General features: G+C 45.3%; 14 protein-coding genes. 12 read left to right on the forward strand and 2 right to left on the reverse strand.

All coding sequences use genetic code 11. The features are described from left to right. Positions 1-584: 584 nt before the first annotated feature. From MC7420_RS25725 to MC7420_RS25745, 5 genes are all read left to right on the forward strand, one after another. Complete coding sequence (locus MC7420_RS25725; protein WP_006104133.1) at positions 585-4883, forward strand: GAF domain-containing protein; 4299 nt, start codon at positions 585-587, stop codon at positions 4881-4883. 365 nt (positions 4884-5248) lie between these two features. Further along, positions 5249-7723 (forward strand): dynamin-like GTPase family protein, encoded by a 2475-nt coding sequence (locus tag MC7420_RS25730; RefSeq protein WP_006104103.1) that lies wholly within the window; start codon positions 5249-5251, stop codon positions 7721-7723. Between the two features lie 171 nt (positions 7724-7894). Beyond that, entirely contained in the window at positions 7895-8377 is a 483-nt protein-coding gene (locus MC7420_RS25735) for a KGK domain-containing protein (protein ID WP_044209735.1), read from the forward strand. A 246-nt stretch (positions 8378-8623) separates the two neighbouring features. Continuing rightward, positions 8624-9040 carry a KGK domain-containing protein gene (locus MC7420_RS35675; RefSeq protein ID WP_006104203.1) on the forward strand — a complete coding sequence of 139 codons (417 nt, stop codon included), beginning with the start codon at positions 8624-8626 and terminating at the stop codon, positions 9038-9040. 68 nt (positions 9041-9108) lie between these two features. Then, on the forward strand, positions 9109-9354 hold the full coding sequence (locus tag MC7420_RS25745; RefSeq protein ID WP_006104129.1) for an HNH endonuclease: 246 nt from the start codon (positions 9109-9111) through the stop codon (positions 9352-9354). A gap of 47 nt (positions 9355-9401) precedes the next feature. On the opposite strand, the gene MC7420_RS25750 is transcribed toward MC7420_RS25745, so the two are convergent. Next, positions 9402-9938 (reverse strand): peroxiredoxin family protein, encoded by a 537-nt coding sequence (locus tag MC7420_RS25750; RefSeq protein ID WP_006104169.1) that lies wholly within the window; start codon positions 9936-9938, stop codon positions 9402-9404. Here MC7420_RS25750 and MC7420_RS40420 point away from each other — a divergent pair. Beyond that, on the forward strand, positions 9929-10066 hold the full coding sequence (locus MC7420_RS40420; RefSeq protein WP_157453328.1) for a hypothetical protein: 138 nt from the start codon (positions 9929-9931) through the stop codon (positions 10064-10066). The two genes, MC7420_RS25750 and MC7420_RS40420, sit on opposite strands and share 10 nt — an antisense overlap. Positions 10067-10221: 155 nt before the next feature. Here MC7420_RS40420 and MC7420_RS25755 read toward each other — a convergent pair whose 3' ends face one another. Then, complete coding sequence (locus tag MC7420_RS25755) at positions 10222-10815, reverse strand: peroxiredoxin (protein ID WP_006104089.1); 594 nt, start codon at positions 10813-10815, stop codon at positions 10222-10224. A 346-nt stretch (positions 10816-11161) separates the two neighbouring features. Here MC7420_RS25755 and MC7420_RS25760 point away from each other — a divergent pair, with 346 nt between their 5' ends. The 6 genes from MC7420_RS25760 (at position 11162) to MC7420_RS25785 (ending at position 23721) form a co-directional block, all read left to right on the forward strand. Continuing rightward, complete coding sequence (locus MC7420_RS25760; protein ID WP_006104146.1) at positions 11162-13282, forward strand: amylo-alpha-1,6-glucosidase; 2121 nt, start codon at positions 11162-11164, stop codon at positions 13280-13282. Between the two features lie 225 nt (positions 13283-13507). Beyond that, positions 13508-14185 carry a hypothetical protein gene (locus MC7420_RS41850; RefSeq protein WP_006104107.1) on the forward strand — a complete coding sequence of 226 codons (678 nt, stop codon included), beginning with the start codon at positions 13508-13510 and terminating at the stop codon, positions 14183-14185. Positions 14186-14401: 216 nt separating this feature from the next. Beyond that, a complete protein-coding gene (locus tag MC7420_RS25770; protein ID WP_006104208.1) occupies positions 14402-15421 on the forward strand; it encodes a 2-hydroxyacid dehydrogenase in 1020 nt (339 codons plus the stop codon). 987 nt (positions 15422-16408) lie between these two features. Next, complete coding sequence (locus MC7420_RS25775; RefSeq protein ID WP_006104193.1) at positions 16409-17326, forward strand: DUF11 domain-containing protein; 918 nt, start codon at positions 16409-16411, stop codon at positions 17324-17326. Then, positions 17326-21531 (forward strand): hypothetical protein, encoded by a 4206-nt coding sequence (locus MC7420_RS25780; RefSeq protein WP_006104183.1) that lies wholly within the window; start codon positions 17326-17328, stop codon positions 21529-21531. Before MC7420_RS25775 ends, MC7420_RS25780 begins: the two co-directional genes overlap by 1 nt. Positions 21532-21534: 3 nt before the next feature. Then, complete coding sequence (locus tag MC7420_RS25785) at positions 21535-23721, forward strand: OmpA family protein (protein ID WP_083799178.1); 2187 nt, start codon at positions 21535-21537, stop codon at positions 23719-23721. Positions 23722-23735 lie beyond the last annotated feature (14 nt).

Below are 23735 nucleotides of genomic sequence, written 5' to 3' on the forward strand. Positions count from 1 at the left end.
CCCTTTGGGGTTTGGTAAAGATAAATAAACTTAACCGGATAGTAAATCAAAATACGTAACGGATTTATAACGTTTTTTAAACTTATTCATGGATTCCGTCACAGTAATGGAAATTTGTATTAGCTTATGATTAGATAGCCCAAAAACTGTATGGATTGTCATATCATGTCTAATTGAACCTGTGAATGAGAAACGGACGCAGGAATCTGGAGAGACGGAAACAAGCCGTGTTTTTTTATTGGCAAAGTTTGACATGATATAATCACCAAGTTCAGTGCGTCTGGGAAAAAGAAAAAGTAGAGATAAATGGCGAGCGATAACCAGGTAAGAAAAATCGCTGCGCTTTAGCTTCTCTGAAGACAGGGGAAAAGGGTTTCGGAGCTAGTCTGGAATTTGACAGGAGTGAAGGAGGCTAACTCTTGTCTGAATCTCCCGTCAAAGTTAAATATTTTTTACAGCCATTCCTCTAAAGGTGAAAAAATAAATAATAATTTGAGGGTTATGATCGAGACAATGCCTCAATTGATCATCGAATTGGCATGAGTCAACTTATGAAAAGATTCGATTTAAAAAAGTCCCAATGGATGAACATTGCGAAAAAGAATTATCAGCCTGGAAAATTAACATGGACAGGCAGTAGTCCGGATCAACTAAAATGGATGCGGATATTGTATGAGACACTTCCCTGCATTTATTTCACCCTTAATTTTGATGGGGTGATTTTGGATGTAAGTCAGTTTGGTGCAGCCTATTTGGGGTATGATTTTTGGGAGTTAGTCCAAAAGCCAATTCATCGGCTTTTTGATCCAGAAAGCCAATGCCGATATCAAGCCCTATTGACTCATCTAAGCCAGAATCCGACTGAAATTCATCGCTGGGAAACTCGATTAATTGCTAAAGATGGCAGGATGATTTGGCTTAAGGCAAAAACCCGTTTGCTGCCGATAACCGCCTCGAATTCGGTGATCAGTCTCGTTTGTGAAGAGATGACAGAGGCTAAGTCACCAGCGTCGCTCCCAACTCCCGATCGCAATCATGATGAAGCTGTTTTAATCACCAATGACAACGGTGATTTTACCTATATTTGTCCTAATATAACCTCTATTTTTGGTTATTCTTTGTCGGAAGTCCGCGCTCTGGGTAATATTACTCACCTGCTGGGCAACTTACCCTGGAATTGGCAAGCTTTAGCTGTCGCGGGAAATGTTCGTAATGTTGAAGTAGAAATTACCGATAAGACAGGCAAACCCCGTACTGTATTGGTTAATGTTAAGCCAGTTTCTATCCAGGGAGGAACAATACTTTATCGCTTGCGTGATAGCACGAATCGCCAGTTCGTTGCAGACATATCGCAACCAAAAGCTGATCGGTTAACGCCTAGCATACCCGATCCAACTCCGGAACAACTGAGTGAGAACCCATACACCCAAGACATTCTGCAAGAGAGTGAAGCCCGATTCCGCACGATGGCAGATAATGCCCCTGTGCTGTTATGGATGTCCGGTACAGATGGGTTATGTACGTTTTTTAATCAGGGCTGGTTGCGGTTTACTGGACGCACTCTGGAACAAGAACTGGGTAATGGTTGGGCTGAGGGGGTACATTCTGACGACTTATCATCTTGTTTAGAGACGTATCAGCAGGCGTTTAATGCTCGTCAAGCTTTTTGTATGGAATATCGCTTGCGACGAGCAGATCAAGAATATCGCTGGATTTTAGATACAGGAACGCCTCGATTTACTCCTAGTGGTCAGTTTTTAGGGTATATCGGATCGTGCATCGATATTACCGATCGCAAGCAAACCGAAACAGCCGTGCAACAGCAATATCTGCGGGAGCGGTTAATTGGGGCGATCGCGCAACGGATTCACTATTCCTTAGACTTAGACGAGATTCTCAACACCACCGTCGCCGAAGTGCGGCAAATTTTGGCGTGCGATCGCGTGCTAGTCTTTCGCCTCTATGGAGATGGGAGTGGTGTCGTGGAAGTCGAATCCGTTGACGTGAACTGGAAACCGATTTCCGGAACCGTGATCAACGATCGCTACTTTGCCGAAGACTATATCCACCTTTACCAAAAAGGGCGCGTCCAATCTGTTGAAGATATTTATAACGCTGGGTTAACCGACTGTCATATTGAATTATTAGCTCAATTCCAAGTTAGAGCCAACCTGGTTATCCCCATTGTCCATGAGGAACGCTTGTGGGGATTACTTGTGGCTCAACAGTGCCAAACCCCGCGAAAATGGCAACCGTGGGAAATTGAGTTGCTGCAAAATCTTTCCACTCATACAGCAGTTGCCATTCAACAATCGGAACTCTATCAGCAAGCCCAAACTGAAATCCACCAACGCCAGCAAGCAGAAGCCACGTTGCGACAACAGGTTCAGCGAGAGCAGTTAATCGGCGCAATTACTCAACGCATCCGTCAATCGCTGAACTTAGAGGACATTCTCGAACGCACCGTGGCGGAGGTGCGACAAGTTCTGCAAACCGATCGGGTGATTATTTTACGCTTCAATCCCGACTGGAGTGGTGAGGTGGTTGTCGAATCCGTCGATCCGCGCTGGTGTTCGATTTTAGGTAACCGCATCTATGACCCCTGTTTTGAGAAAACCTACCTCTCACTCTACCAACAAGGTCGAGTCAGAACCCTAGACGATATCTATGCCGCTAATCTGAGCCAATGTTATATTGACTTACTCGCCAAGTTCCAGGTACGGGCTAACCTGGTTGTACCAATTGTCCACAGTACCAAATCCCTACCTATCCCACCGTCCCAAGCCGATGTCCAAACCCCCAGCCAAAGCCCAACCCGCTTGTGGGGACTACTGATTGCCCATCACTGTAGCCAACCCCGGAACTGGCAATCCTTTGAGATTGACTTACTCGACGGGTTAGCCTCTCAGGTGGCTATTGCCATTCAACAAAGTCAACTCTACGAACAGGCAAAATCTCTGTTCTGGCGAGAGCGAGTCCTCAATCAAGTGACTCAAGCCATCCGGCGTTCATTGGACGTAACCACGGTTTTTGAGACAGCCGTCCAAGAGATTGGCGAACTCTTACCCGTGGATCGGGCGGAAATTGTCCAATATGTGCCAGAACGCCAGTGTTGGTTATCGGTGGCAGACTATCGCCGCTCTCTAGAGGATAGCAGTACGCTGGGACAGGAAATTCCTGATCAAAATCATCCTTTGGCTGAACGACTCAAGCGATTAGAAATTATTCGCATCGAGGATACAAGTGCATTTAACCAAGGTTTAGCTCAAGACTTTCCAGGAGCTTGGTTATGGGTTCCTTTACACTTTAATTCTCAGATATTAGGGAGTTTAACCTTAGGCAAAACCAATCATCCCGACTCCTGGCAAGACTCAGAGGTAGAATTAATCGTCGCCATTGCCGACCAAGTTGCGATCGCGATCGGTCAAAGTCAACTGTACCATCAGGCTCAGTATCACCTCAAACGAGAACAAGCGATCAATCACCTAACTCATGCGATTCGTTGCTCCCTTGACTTAGACACGATTTTTTCCACCGCCACCCAGGAAATTGAGAACCTTTTATATGTTGATCGCGCTCAAATTATCCAGTATCTTCCCGAACGCCAACTCTGGGTGAATGTCGCCGAGTCCTGTCGGGGTGACTGTTTGCCCAAAGCCTTGGGTGTAGAAATTCCTGATGCTAATAATCCCCTGGCTGAACGAATCAAACGCTTAGAAGTAGTGCGGATTAATGATACCCGCTGTTTTGTAGATGAAACCAATACAGCCGTCGCGCAACAGTTTCCGGGGGCGTGGTTGTTGGTTCCTCTGCACTGTGGTAACTCAGTTTGGGGCGCTCTAGGGCTGATGATGGATAATCGAGCCTACAATTGGCAAGACGCCGAGGTGGAGTTGATTTGTACCATCGCCGATCAATTAGCGATCGCACTCCAACAAGCGGAACTCTACGAACAAAGTCGCCAAGCGGAAGCCAAAGCATTAACCCACGCCCAACAGCTTGAGCAAACTGTCGCCAAACTCCAGAAAACCCAAGCGCAGTTGGTGCAAAGTGAAAAAATGTCCAGTTTAGGGCAGTTAGTCGCGGGAGTTGCCCATGAAATCAATAATCCAGTTAACTTTATTTATGGTAATTTAGTCCATGCCAATGACTATGCTACTGATCTTTTAGGGTTAATCGAACTCTATCAACAGCAATATCCCCAGATCACACCCGAAATCCAGTCCGAAATGGACGCGATCGATCTGGAATTTTTGATAGAAGACTTGCCTAAACTTCTGGATTCGATGAAAGTCGGAGCCGAGCGGATTTGTGAAATTGTCTACTCCCTGCGGAATTTTTCTCGTATCGCTGAAGCGGAAATGAAAGCCGTAGATATTCATGAGGGTATTAATAGCACCCTGATGATTCTGCGAAATCGACTCAAAGCACGAGGCGAGAATCCGGGTATTCAAGTGATTAAAGAGTATGGTGATCTGCCGAAGGTTGAATGTTACGCCGGACAGATTAACCAAGTGTTTATGAATTTGTTAGTCAATGCCATTGATGCCATTGATGAGCAAAACACAAAGCGGTCATTAGACGAACTTAAAGCCAACCCTAGCACAATTCGAGTGCAAACTGAAATTGTAGATAACCAAGAGGTCGCGATCCGAATTATTGATAATGGTCCCGGAATGACGGCGGAAGTTCAGCAACAACTATTTCATCCCTTCTTTACGACTAAACCGGTGGGGACAGGGACAGGTTTAGGATTATCAATTAGCTATCAAATCGTTGTTGAAAAACATGGGGGTCAGCTTTTCTGTCACAGTAATTTAGGACAGGGAACCGAGTTTGTTCTCCAAATTCCAGTGCGTCAACATCTTTCGGGAAATAAGTGAAAGAAACCTGTTGGTTTAGAGAATAGCTAGCTTGTCGGGTCGATTAGTCATGAGATAGTCTGGGAGCATTCCGTTTTGGACAAAGCATTACCCAAAGTAACGCAATTTCAAGGGTTTCAGCCCTATTCAAAGAGCAAACGTGCCAAATTGGGATGCTCCCGATAGTCTGGCGTTGCGACTTCTAGTTTAGTACAAAGGAGCGATTGCGTCTTCCCAGTTTGTTGTCTCAATCGAAGAATAGATCACCATGGGATCAAATAAGTTTGCTTTTTATACACATTCTGTTCACTTTGTCAATGCGTAAGTTCTAAATTAAACTGGCGATACAATCAAACTAAACACCTTTTCGCTCAATCGCTACTATCATGACATCCACGCCAGCTCAAGGTAAAAATCTGCAAGCCCAAGTAGACAGTCTTCTGCAATTACTACATCAAGAGCCATCATTACGCGCATCCCAGGATATCACATCTGTGCAAGCCTCTCTACAAAAAGCCATTTCTCCCATATTTGAGATTGTCTTTGCGGGTGCATTTAGTGCGGGTAAATCGATGCTAATTAATGCACTATTAGAACGGGAACTACTTTATAGTGCCGAGGGACACGCCACAGGTACAGAATGTTATATCGCCTATGCGGATACAGATCAAGAACGAGTGGTGCTGACATTTTTGAGTGAAGCAGAGATTCGGGAACAGGGGGTAGCCCTATGTCAGAAATTGGGATTATCCGCCGCCGCAAAAGCCGCCGCTCATATTCATCAACCGGGTGAAATTAACACTTTACGCCAAGGATGTCAAGAGATTATTCAGCAGGAAGGCGGAGAAAGTAAATCAGAACGCGCCAAACAAGCAAAGGCATTGGACTTGCTAATGGCAGGGTTTTTAGCAAACCGCGATCGCGTCCATTCTACCAGCCATGCGACGTATTCGATGGAACAGTTTGATTTTTCTAATCTCCAAGAAGCAGCAGGTTATGCGCGTCGGGGAAGTAATAGTGCGGTTCTCAAGCGGATTGAATATTATTGCCATCATCCCTTATTACAGGATGGTAATGTTTTAATTGATATGCCAGGAATTGATGCACCAGTTAAACAAGATGCCCAGTTAACCTATACCAAGATAGAAAATCCTGAAACCTCCGCCGTGGTTTGTGTGTTGAAACCCGCCTTAGCTGGGGATATGACAACGGAGGAAACGCAACTCCTGGAAACGATTCGTAGTAATCCAGGAATTCGCGATCGCGTCTTTTATATTTTCAATCGTATTGATGAAACCTGGTATAACAGCCAGTTGCGACAGCGACTCGATGATTTAATTCGTCGCCAATTCTGGGATACACCCAAGGTTCATAAAACCAGCGGATTACTGGGATTTTATGGCAGTCAAATTAAGCATACCACAGAACGCGATCGCTTTGGCTTAGATTCTATTTTAGCCCAGGCGGTCAGAGGGATAGGTAGTCAAAATGAAACGCCACAATTCGTGAATGAATTTAATCGGTATTGTGGTTCGGGTAAATTTGTGGGGAGTGAGTTTAAACCCTCTGTCCGCGGGTATGAAACCCCCGAAGAAAACTATGTGCGAATTCTTAGAGAATGGGGACTACCACTCCTGGATAAACTGATTCAAGATAGTGGAATTGAAGAGTTTCGCACATCCATTACTCGCTATCTTACCGAGGAAAAGCGTCCGCAGTTATTTGCCAATCTAGCTGATGACTTACAACCCCTATGCATTAATCTCAAGAAACATTATCTGGGGATTCAGCGAGATTTAGATAGTCAACCTCACGAAATAGAGGCGATGAAAGCCCAGGAGTTAGAACGGCTGAATCAAGAATTACAACAAGTGGGAAGGGAGTTTTGTATTCACATCGCTGAAGAAGTAAATCAGGCGGTAACCAATAGCTGTGATGCCTTTGAGATAGAATTTCGCCAACTTCAAACTCAAATGATTCAACGCCTTGATGAATTACTCAATACATTCTCCGTCGCCCAAGCCTATAGTCGCGCCACTCGCAGTCATCCTCGCAATGCAACCGCCCCCTTAATTGCGGTTTTAGTCGAGGCGCTTTATGATTTGGCGAATCAGTTAGAAGATGTTTTAGTCAAAGCCTCTCAAAAGGTAGCCTCTCACTTTTTTGCTTATCTGATGGAACAAGTCCGCCGCAGTGATTATTACAGTCAACTCTATCGATTATTGGGCAATGATGGCGGAATTGATCAACAGTTAAAGGTAGTGGAAAAGCAAGTGTGTCAGGCGTTAGCCAGTGAAGCGCGAACCGAGTGTGACAGATATGTGCGAGAGAGTCCCCGTTTTTATGATGAAGGGACATTTTCAATTTATCAATTCCGGGAAACCTTACAGCAAACCTCTCAAGGGTATGATGCTGAAAGTATGATTGAAGCCGAACCCGCGATTCGACAGTTATTGAAATTAGATTTTGAACCCAAAGTCTCAAAATCTATTCGCCGCAATTTCCGCCAAACGGTTAATCAAACTCTAAAAACAATGTTATTACCAATGACCGATGAACAAGCGGATCGTATTTTACAGCAGTATCCCAATGCTCGTGCGTATTTAGAGCAAACCTTGGAAAAAGAAGCGGAGGATAAGATTCAACAGAATCAGCGAATGCAAGAGGAAGTTGAGCAAAAGATTGAGGTTTATAATCAAGCGGTTGCTGGGATTAATCGATGTTTACAGGCGATGAAATTAGACAGGCATCATCAACTACCGATGATTGAGGAGTCAGATTTAAGTGTAGTGCCAATTTCCGATGACGTGGATAACTTAGCTGAAAATACAGTAGTCTCAGCAGATTCCGATCTACAATAAAACAAAAATAACTTTGCTTAAAAGTAGAGAACTGGCTATGACCGATCAATGAAAATCAATCAGAAAACCAATAAACAAAACACCGCAACTTTCCATATCTTTTAGGGACGCAAGGCTTGCGCCCGCAAAACCCATGAACAGCGGCTAAGCAAAATTTAATTGGTATTTGACATGGACGATGATTTCAAGCTATTGAATCTTAATAATGAAGATGTTTTGTCTTTTGGTGATGATTCATTATTTAAATTTGGTTATTTTAAGGACAAGCTAAAAAATGAAATACAAACTAGAGCAACAAATCAAAACATAATAAATACTCTAAAAAATCAGTTGAAAGCCTGGAGTATAAATCCCTTTAAATTCCAGGGATGTCAGGCAAATGGTATAACTATAAAACTTTTATTGCCCAGTGATGCAAAAGAATGTGAAATTTTAAGATTGGGCTATCAAAGATGGCAAAAAGGAAAACTTCTGGTTGAAGTAGATTTAAACTATAGTGCTGTTTCTGATGAACCTAACAATCAACCACAATGGGAAATTCAGGAAATTAACTTCTATTTTCAGCCTGATGAACCTGAAATTCCTCAGCCAGAATCACCGCTTGATGATCTGCGTCAGAGGATCAACCAAGAAAATCAACCAGAAAACCAATAAAAAACGCCGCGAATTCCCATTCCTTGTAGGGGCGCAAGGCTTGCGCCCGAAATCCCCACCATGTTATCTTTGTAGGGTGGGTTGAGGAACGAAACCCAACTTTTCTGTTTAGCGTTGGGTAACGCTTACGCTCTACCGAAACGACAATCAATAAGGAATTCCAATAGTTTGGATTTAAAGCTTATTAAATGAACTGAATTTATTGCCAATTAATTAGCAAAATTGATTACCTAAATAAAATCAAGGATGAGCAATAAAAATAAATTTAAACCCTTACAGCAAGATGAAATAGTGTCTTTGCATGAAGATTCTTTGTCAATTCTAATTTCACATCCTACGTTTAAAGTAATTGAATTATTAAGAGCAACAATTAATTTGATTTTAAGTTATGATAATGTCCTTAATGATTCAGTCAAGAAAAAAAAACGAGATCAAAAAGAAGTAAATAATTGGTGGAATCAGGGAATACAATGTCAAGTTCTCACCCATGAAGGTAAGGGTTGGCAGAATGGCAAAGTTAGACTCACTCTTGAATTTTGTCCTGATGAACCTGAAATTGAAGAAACATCAGCAAGCAATGAACCTGAAATTCCCCAGCCCGAATCGCCCCTAGATGATTTGCGTCAGAGGATCAACCAAGAAAATCAACCAGAAAACCAATAAACAAAGTGCCGCCAATTCCCATTCCATGTAGGGGCGCAAGGCTTGCGCCCTAAACCCCCAGAAAACCCATGAAAAAAACACCGCGAATTCCCATTCCGCCAGAAGTGAGAAATTATGTCTTTGAACGCGACAATTACCAATGTAAAAGCTGCGGCAAAACCCACCTAGATACCCAACTCCAAATTGATCATATTATTCCCCTTGCCCGTGGGGGGCAAAATGATATTAGTAATTTACAAACTCTCTGCCGTTCCTGTAATCTAAAGAAAAAACATCATCTTGATTCTCGCTTCCGGCGTCACTTCAGTCGCTAAAATGCTTGCTTCTTGAAGAGCGAGTATGACATAAGACATAAGACTAACTACTCAAGGTTTGAGAGTAGCTTCTCCATCTCAGCATTTGGCGATAAGAATGAAAACAAATGTTTAAAGCAGAGTTTGCCTTGTTTATCGATCAAAAACTGAGCAGGTAAAGGCGCTCCAAGTGCCTGACCGACTTGATAGGCTTGAAAAGTTCGACAACTTGAATCACTCAACAGGGGCATTTTTAATCCTAAATCCTTGACCACTGTTTTGCTTTGCTGAAAATCGGTACTCGTTATCATTAACACCTCTACCCCCTTCTGAGTAAATTGCTCGTATTGCTCATTCATCGCCTGAATATGGGGATAGCAAAGGGGGCAATATTGCTTTTCGGTAAAAATGCGGGTAAATGCCAGCAGAATCGGTTGTTGTTCTCGGTAACTGGATAATCTCACCTGACGATTATTCGTGATATCCGGTAGTTCAAAATCCGGAGTCAGTTGTCCTAATCTCAAAGGATTGGTAGCAGGGATGGGAAAAAAATTACGCAGAAAACGCTCGTTGAATAAACCCCTAAAGTCAGTTGATGTTAGCATTGGCTGAATCTGATCCAATCACTTATTTTATCTATCGGCAAAGGGCGCACGTCGGTCATGGGAGTCAACTTAAGGTAAAAAGTCAGGCGAGTGGGAGAGTGGTAGAGAATAAGCTGTTCGGCATTTAAACCTTAATCTCAATAATGGCTCTTATCCTTGCCGTAGTGCGAGCATCTTGCTCGCTAGATTGAGCATCTTGCTCGCTACCCATTCCCAATTTCAATGCATGACAGCTTATTCACCCCATCACCGCATCACCCCATCACCCCATCACCCCATCACCTTAAACGGCTGAGAAGTAAACCTTAGATTTAACGGGATCGGGAACCATTGTTTTATCACCGGGTTGCCAACCTTGAGGGCAAACTTCGTCTGGATGCGCTTGAACGTATTGAATCGCTTTCAGAGTCCGCAACACTTCATCTACATTCCGACCAAAAGAGAGGTTGTTGATGGTCGATTGCTGAATGATACCATCTTTGTCGATAATAAACAATCCCCGTAGGGCTACACCTGCATCGGGGTCAAGAACGTTATAAGCGGTACTGATTTCTTTCTTGATGTCAGAAACTAGAGGATAATTGAGATCACCCACACCACCACTCTTGCGATCGGTTTGAATCCAAGCGAGGTGAGAGAATTCACTGTCCACGGAGATGCCGAGAACTTGAGTCCCAACTTCTTTAAATTCACTAAAGCGATCGCTAAATGCTGTAATCTCTGTGGGACAGACAAAGGTGAAGTCTAGTGGATAGAAGAATATGACTACATATTGACCCCGGTAGTCGGACAGTTTGATGGTCTTAAATTCTTGATCGATGACCGCCGTCGCGTTGAAGTCAGGAGCAGGTTGACCAACTCGCAGACATCCTTCCATGGAATTATCCTCCTTGAGTGTTTTGGTGTATGCGTTCGTTGTATATTATCAGTAAAGTTTTGACAACTCTACCACCGTCAATAAACACAAATTATTTACGAACTGTTACGACTATATCATAATCCATAGTCATAACGATTGTGAGAAAGCATGACGGCTAAAGTACGAATGATGAAGTCGGGGTATTTTATTGACGCCAGTGCAATCTAGGAAGACGCCAATATCCGCTAAACTAGACTATTTTAAGCAACATTTTTGGGTTTTTTGGCTTGATAAGCCGTGTATAAGCGACGCGGAAAGTTCTGCGACAACTGGTTAGGTGTTCTGTTGGGAGAAAAACGTTGTGGTGCATTATTTAGATCGGCGGGAATGGTTGCTCACGAATGGATTAGGCAGTTTTGCTAGTGGTACGGTATGTGATGCTCGTACTCGCACCTATCACGGCTGGTTGATTGCTGCACTCGATCCGCCCCGACAACGGACGTTATTATTCTCTCATTTGGATACCAGTCTAGAGATCGGGGGCAAGATTTGGACGCTTTCGACAAATTTCTGGAATGGGGGTAAGACGATTGATCCGGTAGGCTATCAATTTTTGCGTTCTTTTGACACTGATCCTGTTCCTCACTGGGTTTGGGGATACCAGCAGTGGCAATTGACACGTCAACTGGTTATGCCTTACGGGTTAGTTGAGGATGAGGAAGGGTTTCGGGAAACGCGCCAGTTTTGCCACCGGATTCTGATTCAGTATCGCTATCAAGGTAGTGAGGTGGCAACCTTAAGGTTACGTCCTTTGATTGCCGATCGCAACTTTCATCACCAGCAATTCGACGAAGAAAATTTACAATTCTCTCAATTAATTGGACATCAATGCCTTTACCTGCAAGCCATGCGCCCGGATCAAGTGGGTACGCCTTGGCAGTTGGGTTGGAGTGTAGGAGAGTATCAACCGGATGAATTGTGGTATTGGAATTACTACTATCCTGAAGAAAACCAGCGCGGGTTAGGCGATCGCGAAGATCTCTATAGTCCTGGCTATCTTACTATTTCTCTGGAACCGGGCGCAACAGTTACGTTGGAAGCGCGAGTGGGATGTCCTCAAGATACAGCAGCGCTTGAGTTAAATGCTCAAGTGTTTGAGGCGGCGGTGCAAGGGGAACAAGACAGGCAAAATCAGTTAGTGGTTATAGCAGCAGGGGAAGCTGGGGAAGCTGGGGAAGCTGGGGGAGCTGGGGAAGCTGGGGGAGCTGGGGGAGCTGGGGAAGATGAAATTAGATATCCATCTCCGATTCAATCGCAGCAAGAGTGGGAGACGATTTGGCGTCAGTTACTCAAAGCTGGCGATCAATTTATTGCTTGGTGTGCTTCCATTAATAGCCCAACGGTGATGGCGGGTTATCCTTGGTTCAATGATTGGGGGCGGGATACACTAATTGCTTTGCCCGGATTGGCATTAGCGACAGGACGTTTTACTTTAGCTAGGGGACTACTCAAAACCTTTGGCAATTATTGTCGCGATGGTTTAATTCCGAATACCTTTCCCGATGCTGAGACTGATCCGATTTATAACAGTATTGATGCGTCTTTGTGGTGGCTGGAAACCCTGGGACTGTATTTGGAAATCACCCAAGATTGGGACTTTTTGATTGAGCAATATCCAACGGTGCGAAAAATCTACAAAGCTTATACGGCAGGCACTCGTTACAATATTCAAGTTGACGCCGTAGATGGACTGCTAACCTGGGACGCGCCGGATGTGGCGATTACCTGGATGGATGTGGTGCTGGATGGTCAACCGATTACACCTCGTCTGGGAAAAGTGATTGAAATTAATGCGCTTTGGTATTCAGCGTTGTGTTGGATTGGTAAATGGACTGAAAAAATGGCAACGGGGGCGGTTAAGGATCGGGTGCGTTTGTTGCACCATACTCAACATTATATCCAGCAAGCACAACAGGTAAAAACGTCATTGCAGCGGTTTTGGAATCCCGATAAAAAATACTTTTATGACACCATAGAACCCGATGATCACCGCAATTCTCAAATTCGCCCCAATGCGGTAGTGGCGCTGTCTCTGTATCATTGTGGTTTTGCAGAGAATCAAGCGCGACAGGCTTTGCAAGTAGCACGCGATCGCTTGTTAACTCCCTACGGTTTGCGAAGCCTTGATCCGGCTGACTCTGAGTACATTGGTTACTATAGCGGCGATCGCTGGCATCGGGATAGTGCTTATCACCAAGGAACGGTATGGAGTTGGCTGATTGGACCCTTTTGTCGGGCGTGGAAACGTTTCTATCCCACAGAACCGCTTCCCTTTGACTGGAAACCTTTGCTAGATCACCTTCAGCATCAAGCCTGTATTGGGTCTATTTCCGAGATTTTCGATGGAGACGAACCCCATCTCCCCCAAGGCGCGATCGCCCAAGCTTGGTCTGTTGCAGAATTAATTCGTTGCTTTAGGGAATAGGGAAGTAAATAGGTTGTAAAAATTAAAGTTAATGGCGAGGATTGTCATTCGTCATTCGTCTTATGTCATTCGTCTTATGTAGGGGCGGGTTTAGGGACTTCATTCACTTTGTTCCCATTAACTGAACAACAAAACCCGCCCTAACCCCACCATTAACTAGGCATGGCTCAACACAATGCATGGCATTGATATTGATGTCCTAATGACCCTGACGACTGCTATAACTTGAAAACTGCTGTAAGTAAACCTCATTTACAAGCCCAAGAAACCAGGAATAATAGAATTAGGCGTAAATCATTAAAACTGGCTCTAATTCGGGGATTGTACGAACGGGGCTATGAGCGAGAAGATATAATCAACTTATTCCATTTTATAGACTGGGTAATGAGCTTACCTCAAGAGTTGGAAAATGAATTCTGGACAGAATTAGGTCAGTACGAGGAGGAAAGGAGAATGCCTTATATTACCAGTGTTGAAAGGATTGGAATTCAAAAAGGTCGTCAAGAAGGTCGTCAAGAAGGTCGTCAAGAGGGAATCAGAGAAGGATTGTTGGCAGGAATTGAATTGGGCTTAGGCTTGAAATTTGGTAGGGAAGGGTTAAACCTATTCCCGGAAATTTTGCTAATTCAGAATGTGGAAAACTTAAGGGCAATTCTTACAGGACTAAAAACCATAAATACTCTAGAGGAACTGCGTCCGTTGTGGCATAAGACTGAGGGAATACGGCAAGGACTATTAGAAGGTATAGAAATATGTTTAAGCTTGAAGTTTGGCAGCGAACCGTTAGATATTTTAGCCGAAATCTCGGAAATTCAGGATGTGGAACAGTTACGAGCAATCCTAGCAGCGCTACCAGCCGTCAACACAATTGAGGAACTGCGTCAAGTTTATCAACCTAAATAGCTCACAACAGTAATAAAATAACCTACACCTGTAAGCTCTCCCCACGCCCCTGTCACCAATAATTTACTCTAAGCAAGATCCCCGACTTCTTGGAGAAGTCGGGGATCTGTCTGTGTAATATTTTTTAATCATAATATAGATATCATATAATATAATATAGACTTGCAGTCAGTTATTTGCTGTTTGTTTTTACTTTATATCAAATAATAAACAACCATGAAAGTCGCTGTTTTCAATACCAAATCCTACGACCGCAATTTTCTAGAAACTACCAACGCGAATTATAATCATGACCTAGTTTTTTTTGAACCCCGCCTGACTCAGGAAACCACAGCCTTGGCAGTCGGGTTTTCGGCGGTGTGCGTGTTTATCAACGATCAGCTTGATAAAACGACATTGCGGGTGCTGGCTGCACAGGGGACGAAGCTGATTGCTACACGTTCGGCGGGGTTCAACCATATTGATTTAAATGCAGCGGCTGAGTTTGGCATAACTGTGGTGCGAGTTCCAGCCTATTCACCTTATGCTGTCGCTGAACATACCGTAGGACTCATTTTAACCCTTAACCGTAAAATTCATCGCGCTTATAACCGGGTGCGAGAAGGAAATTTTTCTCTGGATGGATTCATGGGATTTGATTTACATGGGCGAACGGTAGGAATTATCGGTACGGGGAAAATTGGTTTCCTGGTTGCCCAGATTCTGCATGGATTTGGTTGTCAATTACTGGCGTATGATTTGTATCCGAATCCTGATTGTGAAGCCTTGGGGGTCAAGTATGTTGATCTCCAAGAACTCTTCGCGACTTCCGATATTATCTCCCTCCATTGTCCCTTAACGCCTCAAACCCGTCACCTGATCAATGCCCAATCATTGGCGCAAATGAAATCAGGTGTGATGCTGATTAACACCAGTCGCGGCGCACTTATTGATACGCAAGCCGTTATTGATGCGCTCAAGTCTCGAAAAATTGGCTATCTAGGTTTAGATGTTTACGAACAAGAATCTAATTTGTTCTTTGAAGATTTGTCTACAGAAGTGATTGAAGATGATGTTTTTCAACGACTACTAACATTTCCTAACGTTTTGATTACAGGTCATCAAGCCTTTTTTACTGAAGATGCTTTGCAAAATATTGCTCAGACAACCTTATCTAACATTAGCGATGTCGAGTCAGGGCGTCCTTGTCCTAATGAGGTCAGCGCCCAGCGTGTTGTTGCTACTAAGTCTGGATAAACCGAAAGCGTTGAACCAGGAATCACCGTTAATGGTCAACCCAGACGTGTCATGGTACGTCCCTACAAAAATTAAACGTTTTATGGTAATTAGGTGGGGACAATTAAAGTTAACGGCGGAGAACTCACTCCCTGGAGAAGCAAGCTACGTCATTTGCAAGGGTTTGAGGAACATTCACAAAATTTAACATATTTCGATTTTACGGCTATACACCCAAAGATAAAGAATGACAGCAATTTCTCATGGCTACTGTTATTACACAGGGTTAGAAAGTGCTATATTCGCTCACAACTTGACTTGACCCTGTTCCTTGTTCCTTATTCAGTGACCGCTCAAAAGTCTATCAAAACTTTATGAAGTAAATTTTTCAACAAAATGACTTGTCAGGTCAGATGTCATAGGTTAGGATAGCTTATTCGGGCAGTTTACCCCGACCACAAAAAATTGCCAGACTTCAAGCTCTGGCAGGGTTGTGACATGGGTTATAACTCATTCATGGCTTTACTCTATCAGTAGAGTAATGGTTTATAATCGTGATTATCAGGGCATCTACACGACCTCTTGTCAGGTCATTGGTCATAGGCTACTATAATGAACTGCGAGAGCCTAAATTAACGGGTCTTAGCTATCAATCCATTGGAGCAGGGTTAACCTGCTAGATGCTTTTTAGCGTTTAGAGGTTGAGTCAAAATCGATAACTTAATTGCTCCAACTGACTATTGATATTAACGCTAGAGTTCATTCATGCACATCAGTGAATATACTGAAACTCACAAATTCAACCAATTAAAGGGGAGCGACATGAAAAGGGATAAGCACATTTTACGCTAATATACAGTGTCTTAAGTTCTTATTTCTTGTAAAAATCCCAAAAACAGTCAATCAAACTCACGGTCAATAAAAACGTTTGTCAGTCAATTGATTGATGGACAAACGGGTTTCCTTACTGTTGAACAATTCAATTCTCTTTTGGGGTGCTACCTTCTGATGAAATCTTTAACGGCAACGTTAGGGGTCTATGATCGGCTGCTAACTACGCTTATTGCTGCATTATTTTTCACTGGAACTTCATCGGCTACTGCCCAAGAAATTAAAAATCAAGCTTCAGCGTCCGGTGAGAATTTGCCAGGTTCAGGTATTGTTAACTCTAACGAAACCTCCCTAGTCGCAGGTCAGGCGGCTCTAGAGCTGATTAAAACAGCCGATCGCGCTGCCGCAGAACCGGGAGATACGGTGGTGTACCGCCTTGCCCTGAGAAACAGCGGTGAAGCCGCCGCCAGTGACATTGTGGTGACGGATCGATCGCCCTTGGGTGTGCGATTTTTGCCGGAGTCACTGCAAGGTTCGATTACTACAGGCACTAATACAGAACCCGTAACGTTACCGTCAGCCGAGCGGGATGGGCGCAATGTCGCGTTTACGTTTCCCCGCTTAGAACCCAATCAAACCCTCAATATCATCTATGCGGCGGTGATCACACCCGATGCGGTTCGGGGAGATGGTCGAAATGTCGCCCAGGAACGGCGCAGTAATATCGCCAGCTTTTTGATGCGGATTCGACCGGGAATTTTATCCGATTGCGGCACCATCGTGGGGCGAGTGTTCGTGGATAAGAACTTTGATGGCGAACAGCAACCGGGAGAACCAGGAGTCCCGAATGCGGTGATTTACATGGATGATGGGAACCGGATTACCACGGATACCGATGGTTTGTTTTCATTAGCCAACGTTATCGCCGGAAATCGCAGTGGGACGCTGGATTTGAGCAGTTTGCCCGGATACAGCCTTGCTCCCAATCTCTATTTCATCGAAGGGAATAGTCAATCTCGCTTGGTGCGACTTTCACCTGGAGGGATGGCGCGGATGAACTTTGCGGTGACACCGGCTTATGGGGAGGAGCAGTGATGAAGAACACTCAGGATCAGAACCGTTGGGATGACTCGAGTCAAGCCAAACTACTGAGATTCACGCTTTATTTTTCGTTACTCAAAAGTATCGATGATTACAGTGTTCCAGGTAAAAGATGGTTGTCTTCGATGTCTTTAGGATTGCTGGTGATTCTAGTCGGGATGATTGGCATCATTCCGATGGCGAAAGCCGATGAATTATTACCGGAAGCAGACACTGAGGGCTGGCAACTGGGTAAGGCAGAAGCCAGAGAAAAGGAGGCAGAAGGGATTGATACTGAGGCTCTCAGCACCTCGAACTTGCCTGATCCGCAGCACGAGATTGCCACTCTAAGTGATGGGGTTGAGGAGGAATCTCAGTTAATTGAAAAACAAACGATAGAGCCTTCTACTTCCAATCTGCTGCCTTCTGAATCTGACAACTTCGCCGATACCCTATCGGAAAGCATTGCCCAATCTCACAGCAGTGAAAACTTGGGCGATATTGAACCAGCCCGGATGGAGTCACCTTTAGCGCCTTTACCCAAGGTGATTCGAGATGAGGGAAATGAGGTACAGCAGAACCAATCTGTAGGGGCGGATTTAACTGATAACCTGTCCCAGGAAACCGATAACTTGAGTCAACCCGCCCAGTTTGATCAATCTGTAGGGGCGGATTTAACTGATAACCTGTCCCAGGAAACTGGGGAAGCAGAAACCGCCGAGTCGGAACTTGAAGCATTCCAAGATGAATTCAGCCGCACGGCGCAACAAACAATTAATAATGGGTTGCAATTGGCTCCCGGTGATATTCGCATTCTCACTCCGGAACCCGGTACAATTGGCGATCGCACAACGGACTTGATGATTCAGTATCACGCCGATAGTCAGGTTCAGGTGACAATTAATCAACAACCTGTTTCTGCTCAAACCCGGACGACGATAGAACGGGATGAAACTCAAGCCATTGTTACCCAAATCTGGTATGGCGTCTCCCTCAAAAAAGGCGACAATACCATTACCGTTGCCCCAGATAACGGCACACCCGTTAGTCTAGAGCTTACCGTTGACCCTATAGCCGACCAAACCGATGTTCAAATTAGCCTCACCCCCGTCGGTGATCCGCGTGTTCCCGCTGATGGTCGATCGACGATTACGATTGAAGGGAGTATCACCCGAGAAAGCGGGGAACTGATTGAAGAAGATGCAGTTGTCACCCTCACCGCAGCCGCTGGAGAATTTGTTGGCGCTGACTACGATGATGATCAACTCGGCTTTCAAGTTCTGGCGAAAAATGGACAATTTAGCGCTAGACTACAATCCGGGTTAGACGCCCAGAAAGTGCGGATTCGGGCGGCGATTGAACGACTGGGTGTCCCCGATATCGAACAAATTACTCTAGAAGAGAGTACGCTGAGTGCTGCCATTCCCACCTTTTCCGAACCCATCCAAGCCTATACCCAAATCGAATTCGTCACCCACCTGCGCCCTTCCTTAGTCTCTGGGGTGATTAACTTGCGGATTGGGGAAGCGGGAACTAACTTTTGGGAAAGTCGCCGGGAGTTTCTCAATCCCGATTTGATTGATGATGGTCTAGAAGCTGACTTAGACAGTGCTATTTTTGCCACAGGTCGAATTGGGGAATGGTTATTCACGGGAGCCTATAATAGCGATCGCCCATTGAATGAAACCTGTGATGGGATTACCCGCCTATTTCGCGGACCCCAGTTCTGTGAGAACCAATACCCTGTGTATGGGGATAGTTCCACAGTAGACTATATTACTCCATCCAAAGACAGCGTATATCTGCGCTTCGAGCGTTCCTCTCTGGTTCCAGGCGCAGAACCCGACTATGCGATGTGGGGGGATTATAATACCACCGAATTTACCCGTGCGTCCCAGGAATTTACGGCTACAGCGAGGGCATTACACGGATTTAAAGGGAATTATAACCTGGGGAATCTGCAAGTTACTGCTCTGTTTAGCCCCGATGTGGAAGGATTTCAACGGGATACCATTCTTCCCGATGGCACCAGTGGCTACTACTTCCTTTCGCGTCGCTTACTGATTCCGGGAAGTGAAAATGTTTACATTGAAACCGAAGAACTGAATCGCCCCGGTACCGTCATCGAACGCAAAGCCCTCTATCGCGGTCCCGATTACGAAATTGATTATGACCGAGGCTCACTCCTGTTTCGGCGTCCGATGCGAGCCACAGAATTTGATCCCTTTGGTAATACCTTAGTGCGGCGAATTGTGGTGACGTATCAGTTTGAAGCGGATGACGACACCAATATCTATGGGGGACGGTTGCAATATAACTTCTCCCAAGATTTTCAACAAGAACGTTGGATAGGAACCACCTATCTGCGGGAAAACCAAGGGTTACAAAACTTTGAACTCTATGGTGCGGACTTCTTAGTTTCCTTGGGGACGCAAGGACGGATTGTTGGCGAATATGGTCATTCCACGAATGAGTCTTCCTTCATGGGATTGGTGACGGGAAATGCCTATCGGTTGGAAGCCGTCAATGCCTTTTCAGATAGGATTCAAGGGCGGGCGTATTACCGTTCCGTAGAAGAAGGGTTTGCCAATAACGCCACCACCAGTTTTACCCCTGGTCAAACTCGCTATGGCGCAAACGTAGCGGCACAATTGAGTGAAAATACTAATGTGCGAGTGAGTTTTGATCACGAAGATAACTTTGGTACCGCAGCCGAAGACCGTAGCTTGGTTGAGTTTTTTGACCCCTTCAATGAGGATAATATTTTTAATCGGGCGAGTGAGGCTTTACCCGGTAGCCGGGTGGATAATAGCTTGACCACATTCCGGGCGGGGGTGCAACAACAAATTGGCACATCTGACCTGAGTTTAGAATATGTAAACCGTTCTCGGGAAGATAATTTGGGCGATACCTTTGATACCAATACCAGTCAGTTGGTGTCTCGTTTAAATGTTCCTCTGAATGAGGTTCTCACGTTCCGGACGCAAAACGAATTGAGCCTGGATGATAGTGACCCCCTCTATCCTAACCGCACTACTGTTGGTTTAGATTGGGCGGTGGAACCGGGAGTAACCCTGAGATTGGCGCATCAGTTTTTTGATGGGGGACTGTTAGACGATAATTCGATTACCAGTCTGGAAACGATTACTCAATATCAGTTAGGAGAAAATACATCTATTTCCTCTCGCTATTCGGTTATCGGTGGGATGAATGGGATGACTGGACAAGCTGCATTGGGACTGAAACATGGTATATTGCTAGCGCCGGGATTGCGGGTTAACTTGGGCTATGAACGCATTGCCGATGATATCTTTGAGTCTACAGCCGCAGGCGATCGCTTCCGTCAACCTTATGCTGTCGGTCAAAGTGCGGCGTCGTTGGGACTCACGGAACGGGATTCCTTTAGCGTCGGGGTTGAATATACTGCCAATCCTGACTTTAAAGCCTCGGCGCGGTTGGAACATCGGGATAGTTCGGCTGGCGACAACACGGTAATTTCGGCGGCGGCGCTGGGTAAGGTTTCTCCTTCCTTAACCGCTTTGTTCCGTTACCAACAAGCGAGTGCAGCCAGTCAACTTTTAGAAGACTTAGACGATACATTGTCGGTCAAGTTGGGATTAGCCTACCGCAATCCTTTTGATGACCGTTTTAATGCCTTAATGCGATACGAATATCGCAAAAATCCGTCTACAATTCCCGATACCTTACTCTTTGGGAGTGGTACAGGTTCCAATGATCATGTCTTGTCTGGTGAAGGGATTTATGCACCCAATTGGCGGTGGGAATTTTATGGGAAATTTGCCCTACGTCGCAGTACCACAGATTTAGCTGACAATTTCAGCAATAGTAGCACCATTTATTTGGGACAGTCACGCATCACCTATCGCTTGGGATACCGGATGGATTTAGCGGTAGAAGGGCGCTGGATTGGTCAACCCTCCGTCGATTTTGATGAATGGGGTTGGGCGCTAGAAACGGGGTACTATGTCACCCCTGATTTACGAGTTGGGGTTGGCTATAGCTTTGGTAGTGTCGATGACCGAGACTTTACCGGGTATCGTTCCGAAGGAGGTCCCTATCTGAATGTCACCTTTAAGGTGAATGAACTCTTTGGCGGATTTGGACGGCAAAAAGTCGCCCCGCCACCCCAGCAAGAGGAATCTCAAGTACAGCCCGTGGCGAATAATGAACCAGCGGCAAATCCCACGAGTGAGGAGTGAGAAATGGTGTTTAATCAAAACTGTGTTCGTGTTCGTAGTCGGCACTTTAGTGCCGGAAATGCTAAAGCGCTTACTACAAACCCACCCCAGCCAGAAGCGCTAAAGCGCTTACTACAAACGCTAAAGCGCTTACTACAAACTTTAACGTTAGCCAGCGTCTTAACATCGCCAACGTTAGTGACAGCCCAATCCCCGAATTTACGAGTGGTTGTTAATAGCACTCAGGATAGTATCACGCCCGATGAATTTCTCACCTTGCGGGAAGCGATTGAACTAACAAATGGTCAATTGACAGTTAATCAATTAAGTGATACCGAAAGAACGTTAGTTAGTTCCAGTCCTGGACAATCGCCCCAAATTGAGTTTAATTTACCCCCGCAAGACACCACGATTTATCTGACTGAATTATTGCCCCCGTTGGCAAGTCCAGGACTCGTGGTGGATGGGACAACTCAACCGGGATATGATCCGACAACCTCACCCACGGCGGAAATTGCCATTCCTCAACCGATTGTCACCATTACTCCGACACCCGGTCAATCCATTTTGCGGGGATTAACCATTGTGGCGGATGGTGTCACCGTGCGAGGCTTGAGTATTTATGGCTTTAAAGCCGTAAACGAGACAACTTTAGCCACTCCTCCAGCGGATATTTTTATTTCCCATGCCTCACCGCCCCCGGATATTAGTCAGCAAGAAACCCCCAATTATCGGTTTCCTTTTTATCCGGAGAATGTTCCGCCTCAAGATGTGAACCTTGAGTTTAATTGGTTGGGAATTCCACCGAATGGGGAAATGCCAGAAAACAGGTCAGGGTTTGGAGTGTATGTGTTTAATAGTTTAGGCACAAGAGTTTACCGCAATCGAATTACTGACCATGATGGCAGTGCGATTATTACATCCGTGCAAGCGAATAATTTACAGGTGAGCGAAAATATTATTGTCGGGAATGGCATAGATGGAATGCCAGATGCGATTCGCTTGGAAGGGGTGATTAATGATTCAGAAATTACCGGAAATTTAATTTGTGGCAATGATGGCAGTGGCGTGTATTTATTTAAACCGGAAGGGGCGGTACAAATTCGCGAAAACCAGATTATTTTTAATGGTAGACGCCTGCGACGGGCGGCGGTGTATTTGATGGGAAATAATCACCAAGTTAGGGAGAATCAAATCGCTTATCAGCCGGGACCCGGTGTGGTGGTGACGGCGTATCCAGATAGCGATCGCAATGTGATTGAAACCAATCGGTTTGCGGGGTTGGAGGGGTTGAGTATTGACCTGAATGCCCAGCAACACGTAGAACCGATTCATTTCCAAATCGGGGATGGTCATAATCCCCCCCGGACTACCAAGTATCAACGCCAGACTACAGGGAACAATGGGATAAATGCCCCTCAGTTTGTCTCCGAGGAATTCGTTCAATTGGGTGATCAGTTAGAAGTATTGGGTCAAGCTGAACCGGGTTCAACAGTGGAACTCTATCGAGTCAGGGAAGCCGCCGAGAGTGTCTATGGTCCCTTGAGTGAACCGATTGCTAGTGCGACAACCGATGCTGAGGGTGAATTTAGGGTTACGCTGACGGGGTTACAGCCTGGGGAGACGATAAGTGCGATCGCGACTCACCCCGAAAACGGCACATCAGAACCCGCCCTGAATGCGGTAGTAACATCCTCAGATGGTACAATTCCCGCGAACCCAGAACCCCAACCCCCTGTGATTCCCCAATGTCTCACCCAAACCCCGCCGCCATCTTCTCCGCCAGAACCGACGCCACCCGTTCAACAACCGTTGACACTGCGGGTACCTCGGAATGTCCATTTTGCCCTCGATCGGGCTGATATCTCGCCAGAGAGTGCGGCGGTATTGGATCAAGTCGCAGCGGTTCTCCAAGAATATCCCTTCCTCACCATTGAACTACAAGGACACACCGATCCTCGCGCCAGCGCCGCCTACAACCAAGCCTTAGCCAGACGTCGGGCGTTAGCGGTGCGGAATTATCTGTTGCGTCAAGGAGTCGATCCGGGACGAATGACGATTCGATCCTTCGGAGAAAGCCAGCGCCGGACAACAGGTAGCGGGGTGGTGGACTACGCACGCGATCGGCGAGTGGAAATTATATTCCAAGATTTGAGAGGCTTGGAGATTATTTTTGAAGACCAAGAAACCGACTTACAAATTGAATTTTAGGGGAGGGGAAAGAT

This window comes from Coleofasciculus chthonoplastes PCC 7420 (assembly GCF_000155555.1).
GTDB classification, from domain to species: domain Bacteria; phylum Cyanobacteriota; class Cyanobacteriia; order Cyanobacteriales; family Coleofasciculaceae; genus Coleofasciculus; species Coleofasciculus chthonoplastes_A.